Genomic DNA, 19,617 nt, shown 5'->3' on the forward strand with positions numbered 1-19,617 from the left:
ACCCGTCCCGCCATCCTTTTTCGGCGCTCCTCCTCATAAATTAGGATTGCAACATCCGGAATAAAAGCGTTACTTTGCAGGCGGAACACGAGATTCCGGACGTACCATGCAGTTTCGAAGACTCCTCACAAACGTTCTGATCCTCACGGCGGGCCTCCTGCCGTCGTATCGGGCCGCGGCAGCAGACGGTCCGGAGGCCGAGCGCGCCGACACGACGATCGCGGTCGACCGCGTGCAGGTGACGGCCATCAAGCAGGGGCCGGTGCTGCGGTCGACGGCCGTGGCGTCGTCGATCCTCGGCCTCCGGGCCGTCGCGCGCGGCGGGATCACCGCCTTGAAGGAGATCTCGCTCACGGTACCCAACTTCCACGCTCCGGACTACGGTTCGCGCATGACCTCGTCGATCTACGTGCGGGGGCTCGGGGCACGGATCGACCAGCCGGTCATCGGGCTGAACGTCGACAACGTGCCGCTGCTCAACAAGAACGGCTTCGACACGGAACTGGCCGACATCGAACGCATCGAGGTGCTGCGGGGCCCGCAGTCGACGCTCTACGGGCGCAACACGATGGGCGGCGTGGTGAACGTCTACACGCTCTCGCCGCTCACGTACGAAGGGGTGCGGGCGCTGGTCGAATACGGCAGCGGCAACACGCTGCGGGCCCGGGCCTCCACCTACTACCGGCTGGCGCCCGGACTCGGCATGGCCGTCACGGGCTTCTACACCCGCACGGACGGCTTCTTCGAGAACGAATACACGCACCGGACCTGCGACCGGGAGTGGCAGGCCGGCGGTCGCTGGAAGATGCAGTGGGACAACGGCCGGGGGCTGCGGCTGGACAACACGCTGTCGGTTTCGCGGCTCGATCAGGGGGGCTATCCTTACGCCTATGCGGGCGAGGGGCTCCTCGACGACGAGGGCACCACGATCCTCCGCCCCGGGCAAATCGCCTACAACGACCCCTGCTCCTACCTCCGCACGTCGATCAGCGACGGACTCACCGTACGCCGCGACGCCGCACGGTACAGCATCTCGTCGATCACCAGCTACCAGTACACGGACGACGCGATGACGCTCGACCAGGACTTCACGCCGCTCTCCTACTTCACGCTGCGGCAGGCCGTGCGCGAACACGCCCTGACCGAAGATCTGGTCTTCCGCTCGCGGGGTGCGGAGCGCTACGGATGGCTCTTCGGAGCCTTCGGCTTCTACCGCCACCAGCGGATGGACGCTCCGGTGACCTTCAAGCGCACGGGCATCGAGCGGCTGATCCTCGACAACGCCAACCGCATGCCCGACCTGCTCCGCTACACGATCGACGCCGACGAACTGCCGCTCGCGTCGGAGTTCCGCATGCCGGCGTGGGGCGCGGCGCTCTACCACGAATCGCGCCTGACGCTGGGGCGCTGGCACCTGACCGCCGGAGTACGCGCCGATTTCGAACGCACGCAGCTCCGCTACCGCAGCCGCACGAATCTGGACTACGAGGTGAGCGTCAACGGCAGCACCCCGTCGCCGCGGCAGATTGCGATCGACGACACGGGCGACCTTGCGCACTCCTATCTGGAAGTGCTGCCGAAGCTCTCGGTGATGTACGCCTTCGACCCGACGCGCAACCTCTACCTGTCGGTTGCGCGGGGCTACAAGGCCGGAGGCTTCAACACACAGATGTTCTCGGACCTCTTGCAGGAGAAGATGCAGACGATGATGATCTCGGGAACGGCCTCCGAGGAGGATCCCGACCGGATGTCCTACCGTCCGGAATACAGCTGGAACTTCGAATTCGGGGGTCACTTCTCGTGTCTGGAAGGGGACATACGGGGCGACTTCGCGCTCTTCTGGATCGAGGTCCGCGACCAGCAGCTGACCGTCTTCCCCGAGGGGCAGACCACCGGCCGCATGATGGCCAACGCGGGCCGCACGCGCAGCCGCGGCGCCGAACTCTCGCTGCAAGCCTCGCCGTGGCGGGACCTCGACCTGAACGTCAGCTACGGATACACCGACGCCCGCTTCGTGCGCTACCGCAGCGGCAACGAGGATTACGCCGGGATGCGCGTTCCATACGCCCCGGAACACACCTTCTCGGCCGCGGCGACGTGGAGCCGCCCGACGGGCGTGGCGTGGCTGGGCGACGTGGTCGTGCAGGCCGGGGTGCAGGGCGCGGGTCCCATCCAATGGAACGAGGAGAACACCCTCACGGAGCCCTTCTACGCCCTCATGAATGCCACCATCCGGCTCGAACACCGCCGCTGGTCGCTCGGCGTATGGGGGCGCAACCTCACGGACACAAGCTACAACGTATTCTATTTCAAGTCGATCGGCAATGAGTTCGTCCAGCGCGGGCGTCCCCGGACCTTCGGCCTTATATTAACCCTAAATATCGATTGAACATGCTGAAAAAACTGTTGATGATGAGCTTGGCGGCCTTTGCGCTGGCCGCCTGCAACGACGAAGCCGACGAAGGCGTCCAGTACGCGACGAGCAATCCCGAGATTGTCGACGGCGTCTACTCGGGCCAGACCATGCACTTCTACGGAACGGCCAAGGTAACCAACACGAAGGACAACTCGACCTACTCCGATCCGGAGGCGTGGTTCGAAATCCACGGTGACAAGGGGCTGGTCATCTACATGCACCAGACACGCTTCGCCCCCGATATGCCCGGGCAGGAGATGCGCATCTACCGGATACCCTATACCGGAGGTGAGGGAGCTTCGCTCACCTTTTCAGCCGAAAGTTTCATTCCGCAGGCCAAACTTCCGAACGAAACGGGAGGCTACGACTATCAGGATTTTCCCCAGTTCATGCTTACCGAGATCGAGGGCACGATCGACGGGACCCTCTTCCACATGGCCTTCACCTGCATGGGCACCTACCGCATGGAGTACGAAGGACGGCTGCTGGTAAAAAAATAGCTGCCGGAACGCGGAGATCCGCGCGCGAAGTGTTAACTTTGCACCGTAAATCTCAAACAAGCCAAGTTATGAAACCCGAATACAAGCCCTTTGTGGACGAACTGATCGAACTCTGCATCAAGGAGGACATCGGCGACGGCGACCACACGTCGCTCTGCTGCATTCCCGCGGATGAACACGGACGCATGCGCCTGCTGTGCAAGCAGGAGGGCGTGATCGCCGGCATCGAGATCGCACAGTTGGTCCTCAACCGCCTCGACCCGGAGATGCGCTTCGAGCAGGTACTCCGGGACGGCGATCGAGTGAAGCCCGGCGACGTGGCCTTCTACGTTTCGGGACGCCTGCGCTCGCTGTTGCAGGCCGAGCGGATCCTCCTGAACATCATGCAGCGCATGAGCGGCGTAGCGACGCAGACGGCCGTTTACGTCAAGCAGCTCGAAGGGCTCCACACCAGGGTGCTCGACACGCGCAAGACCACACCCGGCATGCGCGTGCTGGACAAGATGGCCGTGAAGTTCGGCGGCGGCGAGAACCACCGCATGGGCCTCTTCGACATGATCCTGCTGAAAGACAACCACATCGACTTTGCCGGCGGCATCCGCCAGGCGATCACCGGCGCCCGCGAATACCTCAAAGCCAAAGGCAAGGATCTGCCGATCGAGTGCGAGGTGCGCACGTTGGAGGATATCGACGAGGTCTTCGCCGCAGGAGGTGTCGACCGCATCATGTTCGACAACTTCACGCCCGAGATGACGCGCCAGGCCGTCGAGAAGGTGGCCGGACGCTGCGAAACCGAATCCAGCGGCGGCATCACGCTCGACACGCTGCGCGAATATGCCGCCTGCGGCGTGGACTTCATCTCCGTCGGAGCGCTGACCCACCAGATCCGCTCGCTCGACATGTCGCTCAAAGCCTGCGAATAAACGGATTCCGGGGGGGGGCAGAGAAAGGAGTTCGGATGCCGAAACCCGCCTACACTCGGAAACGCACGAATACACGATGGAACGAACGTCCCGGAAAACGGCACTGCCGTCACGCCTGCTCCGCACACCGCTGGGGATGCTGGTGTGGCGGCTGGTCGTGCTTTATGCGGTGCTGATGCTGTGCCGTCTCACGTTCTACCTCTACAACATCGCCCAGCTGGGTCCGCTCTCCTTCGGCGAAATCGGACCGCTCCTGGCCGGAGCGCTGAAATTCGACACCGTGTCGGTGGTCTACGCCGACGGGCTGTTCATCCTGCTCTCGCTGCTGCCGCTGCACCTGCGCGAACGACGCTGGTACCGCGGCCTGCTCTACGGCTACTACGTCGTGGTCAACTCGCTGCTCGTCGTGGCCACGAACCTCGCCGATACGGTCTATTTCCGCTATACGCAGAAGCGGTTCACCGCCGACGAGATCTTCTTCGCCGACAACGACAATTCGCTGCAACTCGTCGGGAAGTTCATGGCCGAGAACTGGTACCTTGTCGTGGTGTGGGCGGCGCTCACGGCGCTGCTGACCTGGGCCTACCGCCGCCGGGTGCGTGAAGAGAGCCTGCTGCGCGGCGGCTGGCCCTACTACGTGGGCGGGACGCTCCTCCTGTCCCTCGCCGCCGGATTGAGCATCGCCGGAGCCCGCGGCGGCATGACGCGCATGACACGCCCGATCACCCTCTCGAACGCCACGCTCTACACCTCGGACAGCGGTAAGGCAAACCTCATTTTGAGCAACCCCTTCTGCATCCTCCGCACCGCGGGGAACTCCGAAAACGGGAACTTCCCGCGCATCTTCACCGAGGAGGAGCTTCCGCAACACTTCACGCCCGAGCACCAGCCGGCCGACAGCACGTCGCTGAACCTCGGCCCGCGCAACATCGTGATCTTCATCATGGAGAGCATGTCGGCCGAGCACTCCGCACACCTGTGCCCGGAGGTCTACGCCGACCTTCCGCAGAAGGGATTCACGCCGTTCCTCGACTCGCTGATGCGCGAGGGGCTGACCTTCCGGCGGATGTATGCCAACGGTTCGCGCTCGATTCAGGCCATGCCGTCGGTGCTGGGCAGCATCCCGTCGTTCCGCACCCCCTTCGTGCTGATGCCGCAGTCGCTCGGCCGGAGCCGCCAGCTGCCGGCCATGCTCGCCGACCGGGGCTATACGACGGCCTTCTTCTGCGGTTCGGAGCACGGTTCGATGGGCTTCGGGGCCTACGCCCGTTCGGCGGGCGTCGAACGGCTCGTAAGCCGCGAAGACTACGAAGCCCGCCACGGCACGGGTGATTTCGACGGCTACTGGGGCATCTGGGATGAACCCTTCCTGCAATTCATGGGCGAGGAGCTCGCGGCCATGCCCGAACCCTTCTTCGCCTCGCTGTTCACCCTCTCGTCGCACCACCCGTTCGTCGTGCCCGAACAATACGCCGCGACGCTCCCCGACGGTTACACCAAAATCCACAAGGGCGTGGCCTACGACGACCAGGCCTTCCGCCGTTTCTTCGAACGCTTCGGCGGCGAGGGGTGGTTCCGGCACACGATCTTCGTCTTCGTGGCCGACCACGTCTCGTCGGAGAAATTCGCCGAAAAGACCCGCTCCTACCCGGGCAACATGCACATCCTCGGCTTCATGTACACGCCGGACGGCGCCCTGCGGGGCGAAGTCACGGAGGTCACGCAGCAACTCGACCTGATGCCGACGCTCTTGGGCCTCACGGGCAACCGCGAGCCCTACTTCGCCTTCGGGCGCGACGTGCTCAACGAGCCGCAGCGTCCCCGCTGGTCGGTGAGCTACGACGGACAGTTCCGGGCCCTGACCGACGACGGCATCCTCACGCTCGACGATGCGGGGAATCCGCTCGGTTTCACGCCCGCGGTCTCCGCAACCCCGGCAACCTCCGCCGGTCCCGCTCCGGCAGGTCCCGGAGATTCCGCCCCGGCGGCCGACAGCCTCGTCCGGCGTTTCCAGGCCCTCGTCCAGCAATACTACGGGCGCATCGCACAAAAGAATTACACGGTTCATGATTGAGTTCCATCCCGTCCGTCTCGAAGACCGCAGCGTCATCGAGCGCTATACGATGCCTTCGGGCATCTGCAACTGCGACCTGGCCTTTGCCAACATGTACTGCTGGCAGGCGGTCTACCACAGCGCGTGGGCCGAGGTCGGAGGCTTTCTGGTGATCCGCTTCCAGATCGACGGCGGCGAGCGCATCGGCTACATGCAGCCGGTCGGAGCGGGCGACTTCGGACCGATCCTCCCGCAGCTGCGCGAGGACGCCCACGCCCACGGACAGCGCCTGCGCATCATCGGACTGACGGACGAGGGACGCGAGATGATCCGGCGGATGCACCCCGGAGAGTTCGCCTTCGAGTCGGACCGCGCGCTCGAAGACTATGTCTACAACGCCGACGACCTGCGCACGCTGCCCGGACGCCGCTACCAGCCCAAGCGCAACCACATCAACCGCTTCACCGCGGAATACCCCGATTACCGCTACGAGGAGCTGACCCCGGAGCGGTTCCAGGAGTGCATGGCCCTGGAACGCGAATGGCGGAAGGTCCACGAGGGACATACCTCGGAGCTGTGCGCCGAACAGCGGGCCATGCAGCGGGCCTTCGAACACTTCGCGGAGCTGGGACTCACGGGCGGCTGCATCTATGTGGGCGACCGTTTGGCAGCCTTCACCTACGGTTCGGCGGTCAACGACCACACGTTCGACACCCACGTCGAGAAGGCCGACACGGAGTACGACGGGGCCTTCACGATCATCAACAAACGCTTCGCCGAGCACCTGCCCGCACGCTTCACGCTCATCAACCGCGAGGAGGACCTCGGGCTGGAAGGGCTCCGGCGTGCGAAGCTCTCCTACCACCCGGCCTTCCTGCAACACAAATTCCAGGCAATCCACCTCCACCCCGACGAACTGGCCTGCAAACGATTGTGGATGGAGGCGTTCGGCGACGGCGACGACTTCGTCGACTCGTTCCTGATCCGCTACTACTCGCGGCGCCGGGCATTGACCATCGGGGAGGAGGGACGCACCGTGGCGATGCTCCACCTCCTGCCGTTCGAGACCGAACTCGGACGCACGACCTACATCTACGGCGTCGCCACGGCCGAATCGGCCCGCCGCCGCGGCCTGGCCTCGCAGCTCATGCGGCAGGCCATGACGCGTATCGCCGAACGCGGCGACGATGCCGCCTTCCTGATCCCCACCCCGGGCAAGGAGTGGCTCCGCGGCTTCTACGAAGGATTCGGATTCGGGGGCGAGCTTCCCGTGACCTTCCATTCGGAGGACGGGTTCGACTTCGGGACGGGCGATGCGGCCGCCGACCGGGCGATGGTCTGGCGGCGCGACGCCTCCGCCCCGCTGCCCGAGTCGCTGACGGCCACTTTCCGCCGATAAACAAACGCGAGACCGGGCTTTGGCCCCGGTCCCGCCACTCTTTCATTCGAAATGCAACCTTACGATACGGTTGTTCATATTGCGGCGTACCCACCCGATCCCATGAATCAGCCGTAAATAACGCCAGCGTCGACGAGCCATATCGAAATAGGACCATTCACAATCATAATGCAGGCGGGAATTCAGCCGGCTGAAATCGCGGCTGTCGGACAGAGTCCATTTGAAAGAGGCATTCTTCACGACATCGTGCATCCGGTTCCGGCCGACCAGCAGCGGAGCAAGCATCTCAACCAGCAGCACGGCCTTGGGGAAATATCGGGCCAACGCATCCAGCAGGGAAGTCACCTCCTCCTCCGAAAAATACATGAACAACCCCTCGGCAATGATCAGTACCGGACCGGGAGCCATAATGCGTTCCATCCAGCCGCTGTCAAGTACCGATGAGGCTATCATATGCCGCTGCTCCGTCTCGGTGAAAAAGTGCGATCGCAAGGCAATCACCTCCGGAAGGTCGAGATCATACCAGCAGGTGTACCCGGAGAGCCTCGACACCCGGGTATCGAGTCCGCAACCGAGATTGATGACCGTCGAACCGGGATGTGCGTCCAAAAAACGCTGCACTTCCCGATCGAGAATCACCGTGCGGATGCAACACCCGAGTTGTGACATCCAGCCTCCCGAAAAGCGGGAAAAATCGAAATCGAGCGCCCGAAGAATCTCCGCCGATCGGGGATCGCGGACCAGCGGATCAGAACGTTTCTGTTCTTCGGCTCGTGCCCAAAGCGGCACGAGCAACGTGGCGGGAACCTCCGCCAGAAGGGGTCGGATCTTTTCCATCGTTTTTTCGGTAAAGGTAGGCTGTCCGCACACACCGGGCAATACCCAGAACTACTGATTTTCAATCCTCCCGCCTCCCCTCATCTTACCATCCCGACAGTGCATCGCGGGATGCGGCCCCAAACCCGTGATCCGGCCCCGGAGACAGAAAAACCGACCCTCCGCAAGGGAAAGGGCCGGTTTCATCCAAGGAGCATCCAAGAAGCGCATCAGCGGTTTCTCAAAAAGCACTCGATCGTGTTCTCCATCAGGCAGCAGATCGTCATCGGACCGACACCGCCCGGCACCGGCGTGATGACCGATGCCTTCGGCTCGATGGCCGCAAAGTCGACGTCGCCGCACAATTTGCCCGTCTCCGGGTCGCGGTTCACACCCACGTCGATGACCACCGCACCGTCGGCCACCATGTCGGCCGTCACGAATTTCGGACGCCCGATGGCCACGACCAGGATCTCCGCCCCGCGCGTCACCTCGGCGAGGTTGCGCGTGCGGCTGTGGGCCATCGTCACCGTGGCGTTCGCATCGAGCAGCAGCTTCGAGACCGGCAGCCCCACAATGTTGCTGCGGCCGATCACCACGGCGCGCTTCCCGGCGATCTCCACCCCGGCAGCCGTCAGCATCCGGATGATCCCCTTCGGGGTGCAGGGCAGCGTGCAGGGCTGTTTCTGCCACAGCGCCGCCACATTCAGCGGATGGAACCCATCCACATCCTTCGCCTTGTCGATCGCCTCGATCACCTTGCTCTCGTCGATATGCTTCGGCAGGGGCAGCTGCACCAGAATGCCGTCCACCTCCGGATCGGCGTTCAGTTCGGCGATCAGCCCCAGCAGCTCCGCCTCCGGAATCGACTCCGGGCGGCGGAGCGTCGTGTTGCGGATCCCGACCTCGGCCGAGGCCTTCGCCTTGCCCGTCACATAACTCACGCTCGCCGGATTGTCCCCCACGAGAATCACCACCAGATGGGGCACGCGCCCGTATTTCGCAGGGAAGGTCTTCACCTGCTCCGCCATCTCGGCCTTCAACCGGGCCGAAAGTTCCTTTCCGCTGATTATCATTTCGTTATCCGTTATTTATCAAAAGCCCAGTGTCCGATGTCCGTACGATGGTAGAGGTTGTCGCACCCGATGCGCGCCACGTCGCGCAGCGCCGCCTCGCGGGCCTCGGCCAGCGTGGCACCCCGCCCCACGACGAACAGCACGCGGCCGCCGGCCGTCACAATGCGGTCGCCGTCGGCCTTCGTACCCATGTGGTAGACCGTTCCCTCGACATTTTCAAGGCCGGTGATCTCATGTCCCTTCTCATAGCTTCCGGGATAGCCTTTCGAGGCCAGCACAATCCCCAGCGCGGCGAAGTCGTGCCACTCCAACCGCGTGTCGCGCCCCTCGGCCACGGCGCAGAAGATATCGACGATATCGCTTTTCAGACGCGGCAGCACCACCTCCGTCTCGGGATCGCCGAAACGGGCGTTGAACTCGATGACCTTGATGCCCTGCGCCGTCTTCATCAGACCGCCGTACAGCACCCCTTCGAAGGGACACCCCTCGGCGACCATCGCGTCAGCCACGGGTTGCAGGATCCGTTCCAGCGCATAGCGTTCGTCCTCCGCCGTGATGAACGGCAGCGGCGAATAGGCCCCCATGCCGCCCGTGTTGGGTCCCTTGTCACCGTCCCAGGCACGCTTGTGGTCCTGTGCCAGCGCCATCGGCCAGACGCGGTGCCCCGAGACGAAGCACATGAACGAGAACTCCGGACCTTCGAGGTAATCCTCGACGACGACCTTGCCCTCGCCGAACTTGTCGTCCAGCAGCATGTCCTTCAAGGCGGCATCGGCCTCCTCCATCGTCTGTGCAATCACCACGCCCTTTCCGGCAGCCAGTCCGTCGTATTTCAGCACCGCGGGGAACGGACGCCCGGCCACATACTCGCGGGCCGCCTCATACTCCGTAAAGGCACGGAATCCCGCCGTCGGAATGTCGTATTTGGCCATCAGCTCCTTGGCAAACTCCTTCGACGACTCGATGCGGGCCGCCGCCTTCGTGGGGCCGAAGATACGCAGCCCCGCAGCCTTGAAGCAGTCGACCACGCCGGCCGCCAGCGCCACCTCGGGACCCACGACCGTCAGTCCGACGCCCTCCGCCGCGGCGAAGTCGCGCAGACGCTCCACCTCGGTCTCCCGGATGGCCACGCACTCGGCCTGACGCGCAATGCCCGCATTGCCGGGCGCACAGAAGATCTTCTCCACCTGCGCCGAGCGCGAAAGCGCATCGACGATGGCGTGTTCGCGGCCTCCGCCGCCGATTACCAGTACTTTCATGGGCGTTCTGTTTTTCGGATCAGTGTTTGAAATGGCGCTCGCCGGTAAAACACATGGCGATGCCCTTCTCGTCGGCCTTGCGGATCGAATCCTCGTCACGCACCGAACCGCCCGGCTGCACGATGGCCGTCACGCCGTACCCGGCAGCCAGCGCCACGCAGTCGTCGAAGGGGAAGAAGCCGTCCGACGCCAGCACGATACCCTCCGTCACACCGGCGGCACGCGCCTGATTCAACGCCAGTTCGGCCGAACCGATGCGGTTCATCTGTCCGGCGCCGACGCCTAACGTGCGGCCATCCTTCACGGCCACGATGGCGTTCGACTTCACGTGCTTGACAATGCGCCAGCCGAAGTTCAGATCGTCCATCTGCTCCGCAGCGGGCTTCGCCTTCGTGACGCACATCTCGGGCGTCACCTCCCTGGTCGCCACGTCGAGGTCCTGCACCAGCAGGCCGCCGTTGACGCTCACATACTGCTTCGGATCCACGGCGCCCTTCGTCATGTCGACCTCCAACAGGCGCAGGTTCTTCTTCGTGCAGAGCACCTCCAAAGCCCCCTCGTCGAACTTCGGGGCCATGATGATTTCCAGGAAGATGGGCTTCATCAGCTCGGCCGCCTCGCGCGTCACGGTGCAGTTCGTGGCGACGATCCCGCCGAAGATCGAGACCTTGTCGGCCTCGTAGGCCTTGGTCCACGCCTCGACGACATCCCGGCCCACGGCCGCCCCGCAGGGGTTCATGTGTTTCAGCCCGACGCAGAACGGACGGTCGAACTCCCGCACGATGCACAGCGCGGCGTTGGCATCCTGGATGTTGTTGTACGACAGCTCCTTGCCGTTCAGCTGGCGGGCAAAGGCCAGCGAATAGGGCACCTTGTGCTCCTCGCGGTAGAACTTCGCCCCCTGGTGCGGGTTCTCGCCGTAGCGCAGCGACTGCACGAGGTCGAATTCCAGGAAGAGTTTCTCGTTCAGACCCGCCTGTGCCCGCATGTAGGTGGCGATCATCGCGTCGTACTCCGCCGTATGGGTATAGGCCTTGGCCGAGAGTTTCAGCCGCGTGGCCTTTTCGGTGTTGCCGCCGGCCTTGATCTCCGCCAGCACCTGTCCGTAGTCCGCCGGATCGCATACCACCGTCACGTCGGCCCAGTTCTTGGCTGCCGAACGCAGCATTGACGGACCGCCGATGTCGATGTTCTCGATGGCATCCTCCATCTTCACGTCCGGTTTGGCGATCGTCTGCCGGAACGGGTAGAGGTTCACGCACACCAGGTCGATGAACTCGATGCCGTTCTCCTTCAGGGCTTTCAGGTGCTCGGGGTCGTCGCGGCGCGCCAGCAGTCCGCCGTGCACCTTCGGATGGAGGGTCTTGACCCGTCCGTCGCAGATCTCCGGGAATCCCGTCACGTCGCTGATGTTGATGACCTCGACGCCGCTCTCCCGCAGCAGTTTCATCGTACCGCCCGTGGCGATCACCTCCCAACCGAGCGCCCGGAACCCCTTGGCGAACTCCACGACACCCGTCTTGTCGCTTACACTGATCAATGCTCGCATGTTGCTATTCTTTTTTTGCGTTCAATAATTTTCCAATCGTTTCGACATAAAGCGGATACTCCACCGCATGGATCATCGGCTCCAACTCCGCGATGTCGTGCCCCTCGTAGGGGAAGGCGCGCTGGGCGATGATCCGCCCTCCGTCGAGCTCGGCATCGACGTAGTGGATCGTCACGCCGAAGACCTTGACGCCGTACTCCAACGCCTGCTCGATGGCGTGCGCCCCGCGGAAGGCCGGCAGCAGCGACGGGTGGATGTTGATGATCCGACCCGCATAGGCCGTCAGCAGCTCCTCGCCGATGATCCGCATGTACCCGGCCAGACAGACCAGCTCGACCCCCGCGGCGTCCAGCCGCGCGATGATCTCGCGTTCGTAGTCGGCCTTCGAGGCGTACTCCTTCGGTGCGAAGGCGAAGGTCGCGACGCCGTGGTTCCGGGCCCGCTCGATGACCCGCGCCCCGGGTTTGTCGCAGACCATCAGCACGACCTCTGCGGGCAGTTCGCCCCGCTCGCAGGCCGTCACGATGGCCTCGAAGTTCGTGCCGCTGCCGCTGGCGAAGACTGCAAGGCGGTGCATGGCCCTACCGGATGACGACACCCTCGGTGTCCGTGACACGTCCGATGACCGAAGCGCGCTCGCCCTGCTCCGTGAGGATCTCGATGGCCTTCGGGGCCTCCGCGGCATCCAGCGCGATGACCATGCCGATACCCATGTTGAAGATGTTGAACATCTCGCGGTGCGACACCTGTCCGTATTTTTCCAGGAAGCGGAACACCGGCAGGATCTCCCACGAACCCTCCTCGATCTCCAACCCCTGTCCCTCGTGCAGGATGCGCGGGATGTTCTCGTCGAAGCCGCCGCCCGTGATGTGGCTGATGCCGTGGACGTCGCACTGCCGGATCACCTCGAGGACCTGCTTCACGTAGATCTTCGTCGGCGTGAGCAGCACTTCGCCCAGCAGCTTGTTCGACAGCTCGGGATAACTGCGATGCAGATCGAAATAGTTGTCGTCCAGAATCTTGCGCACGAGGCTGAACCCGTTCGAGTGGACGCCGCTCGACGCGATGCCCACCAGCACGTCGCCCGTGCGGACCTTCGATCCGTCGATCAGCTTCGACTTCTCGACCACGCCCACCGTGAATCCGGCAATATCATACTCCCCGTCGGCGTACATGCCCGGCATCTCGGCCGTCTCGCCGCCCACCAGGGCGCAGCCGGCCTGACGGCATCCCTCGGCGACTCCCGCCACGATGGCCTCGATCTTCTGCGGTTCGTTGTGTCCCACGGCCACGTAGTCGAGGAACAGCAGCGGCTCGGCACCCTGTGCCAGCACGTCGTTGACGCACATCGCCACAGCGTCGATGCCGATCGTATCGTGTTTGTCCATCTGGAAGGCCAGCTTGAGTTTCGTACCCACGCCGTCCGTGCCGCTCACCAGCACCGGTTCCTTCACCTGCAAGGCCGAAAGGTCAAACATCCCGCCGAACGCCCCGATGTTGCCCATCACGCCCGTGCGGGCCGTCGAGGCGACGTGTTTCTTGATGCGCCGCACCACTTCGTAACCGGCTTCGAGGTTCACACCGGCCTTTTCATAACTTTGAGCCATAGCTATTCATGGTTTTAAGATTCCTACTCATTTATTGTCCTTGTTGGCATTCTCCATCGACTCGTACAGCGCCGTGGGATACGAGCCCGTGAAGCAGGCCATGCACAACTCGCAGCGGTTGCCGGCCCGCAGCAGCGATTCGGGCGAGAGGAACGCCAGCGAATCGGCCCCGATCTCCTGACGGACTCCCTCGATGTTCTTGCGCGCCGAGATCAGTTCGTCGTAGGTCGACGTGTCGACACCGTAGAAGCAGGGACCGATCATCGGAGGGCTGGCAATGCGCACATGAACCTGCGTGGCGCCGGCCTCCTTGAGCATCGTGACGATCCTCCGCGAGGTCGTGCCCCGCACGATCGAATCGTCGACCAGCACCACGCGCTTGCCCTTGACGATCGAACGCACGGCCGAAAGTTTCATCCGCACGCCCTTTTCGCGCAACTCCTGCGTCGGCTGGATGAACGTCCGGCCGATATACTTGTTCTTGATCAGGCCCATTTCATAGGGCAGGCCGCTCTCCTCGGCATAACCCATCGCGGCGCTCAGGCTCGAATCCGGAACGCCGACCACGATGTCGGCCTCGGCCGGAGCCTCCTGACACAGCAGGCGTCCCGACTCCTTGCGGTAGGCGTGGACGTTGCAGCCCTCGATGTCGCTGTCCGGACGCGCGAAGTAGATGTACTCCATCGAGCACATCTCGTGACGCTTGTACTGCGAATAGTCGCGGCTGCGAATCCCCTGTCGGTCGATGGTGACGATCTCGCCCGGCTCGACGTCGCGCACGAACTCCGCACCCAGCACATCGAAGGCGCACGTCTCGCTGGCCACGACCCAGCCGTCGCCCAGACGCCCGATCGACAGCGGCCGCAGTCCGTACTTGTCGCGGCACGCATAGATGCGGTTGGCCGTCATGATCAGGAAGGCGAAGGCTCCTTCGAGCATGTTCAGCGCATCGATGATCGAGAAGATGCGCGGACGGTCGTGGTAACGCGTCTCCTTCTTGATCAGGTGGGCCAGGATCTCGCTGTCGGAGGTCGACTGGAAGAGGCTGCCCCGGTTTTCGAGATATTCGCGCAGGAGTTTCGAGTTGACGATATTGCCGTTGTGGGCCAGGGCGAAGTCGCCCGTATTGTGACGGAACAGGAACGGCTGGATGTTCTCCAATCCGCCGCCGCCGGCCGTCGTATAACGCACGTGGCCGATGGCCATCGAGCCCTTCAACCCAGCGAGTTTCTCCTCGTTGAAGACCTCGGTCACCAGGCCTCCGCCCTTGATGCGGCGGAACGTACCCTTTTCATCCACCGAGACAATCCCGGCACCCTCTTGCCCGCGGTGTTGCAGCGCATGGAGTCCGTAATAGGTCAGCGAAGCGGCATCCGGCACCCCGTAGATACCGAAGACCCCGCACTCCTCGTGCAGTTCGCGGTCGCGGATCACTTCTTTCCTCATGTTATTCGGTAATTTTTTTCAAACGCGCCAATATTTCCTCATAGGCCTCGCGCACGCGACCCAGGTCGCGGCGGAAACGGTCCTTGTCGAGCCGTTCGCCCGTGGTCATGTCCCACAGCCGGCACGTGTCGGGCGACACCTCGTCGGCCAGCACGATCTCGCCGTCCGACGTGCGGCCGAACTCGATCTTGAAGTCCACGAGCTTGATGTTCATCCGTGCGAACAGAGCCTTGAGGATCTCGTTGATCTGCGCCGCCATGCGGTAGATGTCTCCGAGTTCCTCGTAGGTCACCACACCCAGCGCCACGGCGTGGTGGTCGTTGATGAGCGGATCGCCCAGTTCGTCCCGCTTGTAGCAGATGTCGAAGATCGTGTTCGACGGCTGCGTGCCCTCCTCGATGCCCAGACGCTGGGCCATCGAACCGGCGATGACGTTGCGCACGATCACTTCCAGAGGAATGATCGTCACCCGGCGGCAAACCTGGTCGCGGTCGTTGAGCGTCGCGATGTAGTGGCTCTTCACGCCGGCCTTGTGCAACTCGTTGAAAATGATAGTGGAAATGGCGTTGTTCAGCACGCCCTTGTTCTCGATCGTGGCCTTTTTGATATTGTTGAACGCCGTGGCGGCATCCGTATAGCGGATGATGATCTTTTCGGGGTCATCCGTGCGGAACACCTGCTTGGCCTTGCCCTCGTAGAGCATTTCGAGCTGTTTCATGGATTCGTATCTTCCTGTTATGCGGTTATGTCACTCTTATCTCTTCCGGAAATAGGCCACGGCGTTCGCGAAGAGCGTCTGCTCCTTGTTGCCGGCGATGTTCTTGAAGAGGTTCTCCTCCCAGCGCTCCGTATGGCCCATCTTGCCGAGGATCTGCCCGTCTTTCGAGACGAGGCCCTCGATGGCGTACGACGAACCGTTGGGGTTGTACGGAGCCTCGGCCGTGGGACTCCCCTCGGCGTCGGCGTACTGGAAGGCCACCTGACCCGCCGCGAACAGTTCGCGGGCCAGCTCTTCGCTCACCACGAACTTCCCTTCACCGTGGCTGACGGCGATCGAGTGGAGGTCGCCGACGCGGAACGACGACAGCCACGGCGAGTTGGTCGAGGCCACGCGCGTCGTTACGATCTGCGAGATGTGGCGGTTGATGTCGTTGCGGAACAGCGTCGGGGACTCCTTCGTGACCATGCCCAAGCGACCGTAGGGCAGCAGGCCCGACTTGACCAGCGCCTGGAATCCGTTGCAGATGCCCAGAATCAGGCCGCCGCGGTCCAGCAGCGCGTGGATCTCCGTCATGATATCCCTGTTGTTCAAGACGTTGACGATGAACTTGGCGCTTCCGTCGGGTTCGTCGCCCGAGGAGAAGCCGCCGCTCAACACGAAGATGTGCGCCCGGCGGATGTGCTCCTTCATCTCGGCGATCGAACGCAGGATGTCATCCCCCGCGATGTTGCACAGCACGCTCATCTCCACCTCGGCGCCGGCCCGGCGGAACGCCTTCGCCGTATCGTAGTCGCAGTTCGTGCCGGGGAAGACCGGAATGTAGACCAGCGGGTGCTCGACGGCCTCGCCCGGATAGGTGAAGCGCTTCTCCGCAGGCTGCGAGGTCATTACCTCGGCCGAGTTCATGCCCTTGTCCGGGTAGACGGCCGCAAAGCGCTCGGTATTGGCACGGTAGAGCCCGTCGAGCGGCATGCGCACGCCGCCGACCGTCACCGCCGCATCCTCCACCGTGAAGCCCACCAGCTCCGCACGCGGGAATTCGAGCGTTCCCTCGCACTCGACGAGGATCGAGCCGTAGGCATAGTCGTAGAGTTTCGACTCCTCCATCTCGACCTCCACGCCGATGCCGTTTCCGAAGGCCATCTTCGCAACGCCCTCGGCCACGCCGCCGAAGCCCACCGACCACGCCGCAAGGATCTTCCCTTCGGCGATCCGGTCGCTCACGAACGTGAAGTTCTCCTTCAACTGCGCCGTGTCGGGCATCCGGTTCTCATGCGGCGTGTGGCGCACGAGGTACAGCCGGTGTCCGGCGCCTTTCAGGTCGGTCGAGATCACCCTCCGCGCGTCGACCGTCGTGATGCCGAAGGCCATCAGCATCGGCGGCACGTTGATATGCTGGAACGTCCCCGACATCGAGTCCTTGCCGCCGATCGACGGCAGTCCCAGTTCGACCTGCATCTTCAAGGCGCCCAGCAGCGCCCCCAGCGGCTTGCCCCACGACTCGGCATCCCGGGTCATGCGCTCGAAGTACTCCTGGTACGAATAGCGCATCCGCTCGTAGCGGGCGCCCGACGCCACGACCTTCGCCGCAGCCTCCACCACGGCGTAGGCCGCACCGTGGTAGGGGCTCCACTTCGCCACGAAGGGGTTGTAGCCGAAGGCCATCACGCTGGCCGTATCGGTATATCCGTCGGTCGGGAGCTTCTGCACCGAAACCTGCGTCTCGCTCCGCTGCGTACGTCCGCCGAAGGGCATCAGCACCGTCGAGCGGCCGATCGTCGAGTCGAACATCTCGATCAGACCCCGCTGCGAAACGACGTTGTCGTCTTTCAGGTTGTTGGCGAAGCGTTCGGCCACCGTGGCGCCCCCGATCGTCCGCTCGAAGGGGTTGCGGTTCTCCACCGCACCGATCTTCGCCTCGGCGTAGTGCTTCGCACCCGCGCTGTCGATGAACGCCCGGCTCAAATCCACCACCTTGCGCCCGCCGTTGAACATCCGCATCCGCGCCGTGTCCGTCACGTCGGCCACGTGCACCGCCTCGATGTTCTCCTCACGGCAGTAGCCCATGAACTCCTCCATGTCCTTCGCCTCGACGACTACCGACATGCGCTCCTGCGACTCGCTGATGGCCAGCTCCGTGGAGTTCAGACCGCTGTATTTCGTCTTCACCCGGTCGAGGTAGATGTCCAGACCGTCGGCCAGCTCGCCGATCGCCACGCTGACACCCCCCGCGCCGAAGTCGTTCGATTTCTTGACGAGGCGCGTCACCTCCGGACGGCGGAACAGCCGTTCGAGTTTCCGCTCCTCGGGGGCGTTGCCCTTCTGCACCTCGCTGCCGCACGTCTCCAACGATTTGGCATCGTGCTCCTTCGACGAACCCGTCGCTCCGCCGATGCCGTCGCGGCCCGTCCGGCCGCCGAACATGATGATCCGGTCGCCCGGAGCCGGGCGTTCGCGCCGCACGTTCTCCGCCTTCACGGCTCCGACCACGGCGCCCACTTCCAGACGCTTGGCCACGTAATCCTCGTGGTAGATCTCGCGCACGTGCGTCGTCGCCAGTCCGATCTGGTTGCCGTAGCTCGAATAGCCCGCCGCGGCCTTCTTCGAGATGACGCTCTGCGGCAATTTCCCGGCGAGGGTCTCCGAAACCGGCAGGTAGATGTTCCCGGCACCCGTCACGCGCATCGCCTGGTAGACGTAGCTGCGGCCCGACAGCGGGTCGCGGATCGCACCGCCCAGACAGGTCGACGCACCGCCGAAGGGTTCGATCTCCGTCGGGTGGTTGTGCGTCTCGTTCTTGAACTGCAAAAGCCACGTCTCGGGCTTTCCGTCAACGTCCACCTCCACATAGATCGAGCAGGCGTTGTTCTCCTCCGAGACTTCCAGATCGTCCAGCAGCCCCTTCTGTTTCAGGTAGCGGGCCCCGATCGTCGCCATGTCCATCAGACAGATGCTCTTGTGCTCGCGCCCCAGCTCGCGCCGGATCCGCAGGTACAAAGCCAGCGAATCCTCGATCTCCTCCTTCACGAACGACTCCTCGACGGTGATGCCTTCGAGTTCGGTCGTGAAGGTCGTATGGCGGCAGTGGTCGCTCCAATAGGTATCCAGAATGCGCAGTTCCGTCTCGTAGGGGTCGCGGCCCTCCTCGCGGAAGTACTTCACCACCTCGTAGAGGTCGTCGGCGTTCATCGCCAGCCCCATCCGCTTGCAGTAAGGCTCCAACCCGTCGTCCGTCATCTCGCGGAATCCGTCCAGCACCTGAACGGGCTTCACCTCGGCCTGCTCCATGTCCGTCAGCACCGAGAGGTCCTTCTCGCGCGACTCCACGGCGTTGATGTAGTAGTGGCGGATCCGGGCCAGTTCCTCTTCGGTAACGCCGTCGTCGAAGAGCAGCAGCTTCGCCGAGCGGATGTTCACCTGTGCTTCGGGGTCGATCAGCCGCACGCAGTCCACCGCCGAGGCGGCCCGCTGGTCGAACTGCCCGGGCAGGCACTCCACGGCGATGTATTTGCGGCCCGCAAGGTCGCACGTATCGCTCACCTCATCGGTCACCACTTCGCCGAAGACCGTGTAACGGCTCTTTTCGAGCAGTTCCTCCGTAAAGCCGAACAGGTCGTAGATGTTCAGCAGACGCAGTTCGCGCAGCGAAAGGTTCAGATTCGTGTTCAGTTCGCGCCGAAGACTCTCCGCCTCCACCCGGAAGCGCGGCAGTTTCTCGACGAAAATACGATAATCGGTCGTGTTCATTTATTGTTGTTGTTTGTCTTGTTCTTCCTTGCGGTCTCGTCCGGCCTCCTCCGCCCCTCCTTATCGGACGAGACGGCCGGCCACCGTTCGTACTCCTCCGCCCCT

The 19,617-nt window shown here is 63.4% G+C and carries 14 protein-coding genes; 5 read left to right on the plus strand and 9 right to left on the minus strand.

What is annotated here, in order from left to right; all coding sequences use genetic code 11:
- Positions 1 to 106: 106 nt before the first annotated feature.
- The 5 genes from B5G16_RS03450 to B5G16_RS03470 all read left to right on the plus strand — a co-directional run bounded on the left by B5G16_RS03450 (position 107) and on the right by B5G16_RS03470 (position 7,291).
- A complete protein-coding gene (locus B5G16_RS03450; protein WP_087261132.1) occupies positions 107 to 2,389 on the plus strand; it encodes a TonB-dependent receptor in 2,283 nt (760 codons plus the stop codon).
- Positions 2,390 to 2,391: 2 nt separating this feature from the next.
- The gene (locus tag B5G16_RS03455) at positions 2,392 to 2,916 is read left to right on the plus strand and encodes a hypothetical protein (RefSeq protein ID WP_239405942.1); all 525 of its coding nucleotides are present in this window, start codon (positions 2,392 to 2,394) and stop codon (positions 2,914 to 2,916) included.
- A gap of 68 nt (positions 2,917 to 2,984) precedes the next feature.
- Positions 2,985 to 3,839 carry a carboxylating nicotinate-nucleotide diphosphorylase gene (gene nadC, locus B5G16_RS03460; protein WP_087261135.1) on the plus strand — a complete coding sequence of 285 codons (855 nt, stop codon included), beginning with the start codon at positions 2,985 to 2,987 and terminating at the stop codon, positions 3,837 to 3,839.
- 76 nt (positions 3,840 to 3,915) lie between these two features.
- Entirely contained in the window at positions 3,916 to 5,913 is a 1,998-nt protein-coding gene (locus B5G16_RS03465; RefSeq protein ID WP_239405943.1) for an LTA synthase family protein, read from the plus strand.
- Complete coding sequence (locus B5G16_RS03470; RefSeq protein WP_087261137.1) at positions 5,906 to 7,291, plus strand: GNAT family N-acetyltransferase; 1,386 nt, start codon at positions 5,906 to 5,908, stop codon at positions 7,289 to 7,291. The genes B5G16_RS03465 and B5G16_RS03470 overlap by 8 nt, the downstream gene beginning before the upstream one ends.
- 42 nt (positions 7,292 to 7,333) lie before the next feature.
- On the opposite strand, the gene B5G16_RS03475 is transcribed toward B5G16_RS03470, so the two are convergent.
- From B5G16_RS03475 to B5G16_RS03515, 9 genes are all read right to left on the minus strand, one after another.
- On the minus strand, positions 7,334 to 8,128 hold the full coding sequence (locus B5G16_RS03475) for a class I SAM-dependent methyltransferase (protein WP_087261139.1): 795 nt from the start codon (positions 8,126 to 8,128) through the stop codon (positions 7,334 to 7,336).
- 209 nt (positions 8,129 to 8,337) lie between these two features.
- The gene (gene folD, locus B5G16_RS03480) at positions 8,338 to 9,183 is read right to left on the minus strand and encodes a bifunctional methylenetetrahydrofolate dehydrogenase/methenyltetrahydrofolate cyclohydrolase FolD (RefSeq protein WP_087261141.1); all 846 of its coding nucleotides are present in this window, start codon (positions 9,181 to 9,183) and stop codon (positions 8,338 to 8,340) included.
- Positions 9,184 to 9,194: 11 nt separating this feature from the next.
- Positions 9,195 to 10,442, minus strand: a complete 1,248-nt coding sequence (gene purD, locus B5G16_RS03485) for a phosphoribosylamine--glycine ligase (protein ID WP_087261145.1) — start codon at positions 10,440 to 10,442, stop codon at positions 9,195 to 9,197.
- 19 nt (positions 10,443 to 10,461) lie between these two features.
- The gene (purH, locus tag B5G16_RS03490; RefSeq protein WP_087261147.1) at positions 10,462 to 11,991 is read right to left on the minus strand and encodes a bifunctional phosphoribosylaminoimidazolecarboxamide formyltransferase/IMP cyclohydrolase; all 1,530 of its coding nucleotides are present in this window, start codon (positions 11,989 to 11,991) and stop codon (positions 10,462 to 10,464) included.
- A 4-nt stretch (positions 11,992 to 11,995) separates the two neighbouring features.
- The gene (purN, locus tag B5G16_RS03495; protein ID WP_087261150.1) at positions 11,996 to 12,568 is read right to left on the minus strand and encodes a phosphoribosylglycinamide formyltransferase; all 573 of its coding nucleotides are present in this window, start codon (positions 12,566 to 12,568) and stop codon (positions 11,996 to 11,998) included.
- A 4-nt stretch (positions 12,569 to 12,572) separates the two neighbouring features.
- Complete coding sequence (gene purM / locus B5G16_RS03500; RefSeq protein ID WP_087261152.1) at positions 12,573 to 13,598, minus strand: phosphoribosylformylglycinamidine cyclo-ligase; 1,026 nt, start codon at positions 13,596 to 13,598, stop codon at positions 12,573 to 12,575.
- Between the two features lie 27 nt (positions 13,599 to 13,625).
- On the minus strand, positions 13,626 to 15,044 hold the full coding sequence (gene purF / locus B5G16_RS03505; protein ID WP_087261154.1) for an amidophosphoribosyltransferase: 1,419 nt from the start codon (positions 15,042 to 15,044) through the stop codon (positions 13,626 to 13,628).
- Position 15,045: 1 nt separating this feature from the next.
- Complete coding sequence (purC, locus tag B5G16_RS03510) at positions 15,046 to 15,762, minus strand: phosphoribosylaminoimidazolesuccinocarboxamide synthase (RefSeq protein ID WP_087261156.1); 717 nt, start codon at positions 15,760 to 15,762, stop codon at positions 15,046 to 15,048.
- Between the two features lie 36 nt (positions 15,763 to 15,798).
- Positions 15,799 to 19,512, minus strand: a complete 3,714-nt coding sequence (locus B5G16_RS03515) for a phosphoribosylformylglycinamidine synthase (RefSeq protein ID WP_087261158.1) — start codon at positions 19,510 to 19,512, stop codon at positions 15,799 to 15,801.
- Between the last annotated feature and the right edge of the window lie 105 nt (positions 19,513 to 19,617).

Source organism: Alistipes sp. An66 (assembly GCF_002161445.1).
GTDB classification, from domain to species: domain Bacteria; phylum Bacteroidota; class Bacteroidia; order Bacteroidales; family Rikenellaceae; genus Alistipes; species Alistipes cottocaccae.

Bases quoted from the DNA above. Each gene is read 5' to 3' on its own strand.
- purH (WP_087261147.1), bottom strand. From the start codon at position 11,991: ATGCGAGCATTGATCAGTGTAAGCGACAAGACGGGTGTCGTGGAGTTC.
- B5G16_RS03475 (WP_087261139.1), bottom strand. From the start codon at position 8,128: ATGGAAAAGATCCGACCCCTTCTGGCGGAGGTTCCCGCCACGTTGCTC.
- purN (WP_087261150.1), bottom strand. From the start codon at position 12,568: ATGCACCGCCTTGCAGTCTTCGCCAGCGGCAGCGGCACGAACTTCGAG.
- purF (WP_087261154.1), bottom strand. From the start codon at position 15,044: ATGAGGAAAGAAGTGATCCGCGACCGCGAACTGCACGAGGAGTGCGGG.
- B5G16_RS03515 (WP_087261158.1), bottom strand. From the start codon at position 19,512: ATGAACACGACCGATTATCGTATTTTCGTCGAGAAACTGCCGCGCTTC.
- B5G16_RS03470 (WP_087261137.1), top strand. From the start codon at position 5,906: ATGATTGAGTTCCATCCCGTCCGTCTCGAAGACCGCAGCGTCATCGAG.
- B5G16_RS03465 (WP_239405943.1), top strand. From the start codon at position 3,916: ATGGAACGAACGTCCCGGAAAACGGCACTGCCGTCACGCCTGCTCCGC.
- nadC (WP_087261135.1), top strand. From the start codon at position 2,985: ATGAAACCCGAATACAAGCCCTTTGTGGACGAACTGATCGAACTCTGC.
- purD (WP_087261145.1), bottom strand. From the start codon at position 10,442: ATGAAAGTACTGGTAATCGGCGGCGGAGGCCGCGAACACGCCATCGTC.
- B5G16_RS03450 (WP_087261132.1), top strand. From the start codon at position 107: ATGCAGTTTCGAAGACTCCTCACAAACGTTCTGATCCTCACGGCGGGC.
- B5G16_RS03455 (WP_239405942.1), top strand. From the start codon at position 2,392: ATGCTGAAAAAACTGTTGATGATGAGCTTGGCGGCCTTTGCGCTGGCC.
- purC (WP_087261156.1), bottom strand. From the start codon at position 15,762: ATGAAACAGCTCGAAATGCTCTACGAGGGCAAGGCCAAGCAGGTGTTC.
- purM (WP_087261152.1), bottom strand. From the start codon at position 13,598: ATGGCTCAAAGTTATGAAAAGGCCGGTGTGAACCTCGAAGCCGGTTAC.
- folD (WP_087261141.1), bottom strand. From the start codon at position 9,183: ATGATAATCAGCGGAAAGGAACTTTCGGCCCGGTTGAAGGCCGAGATG.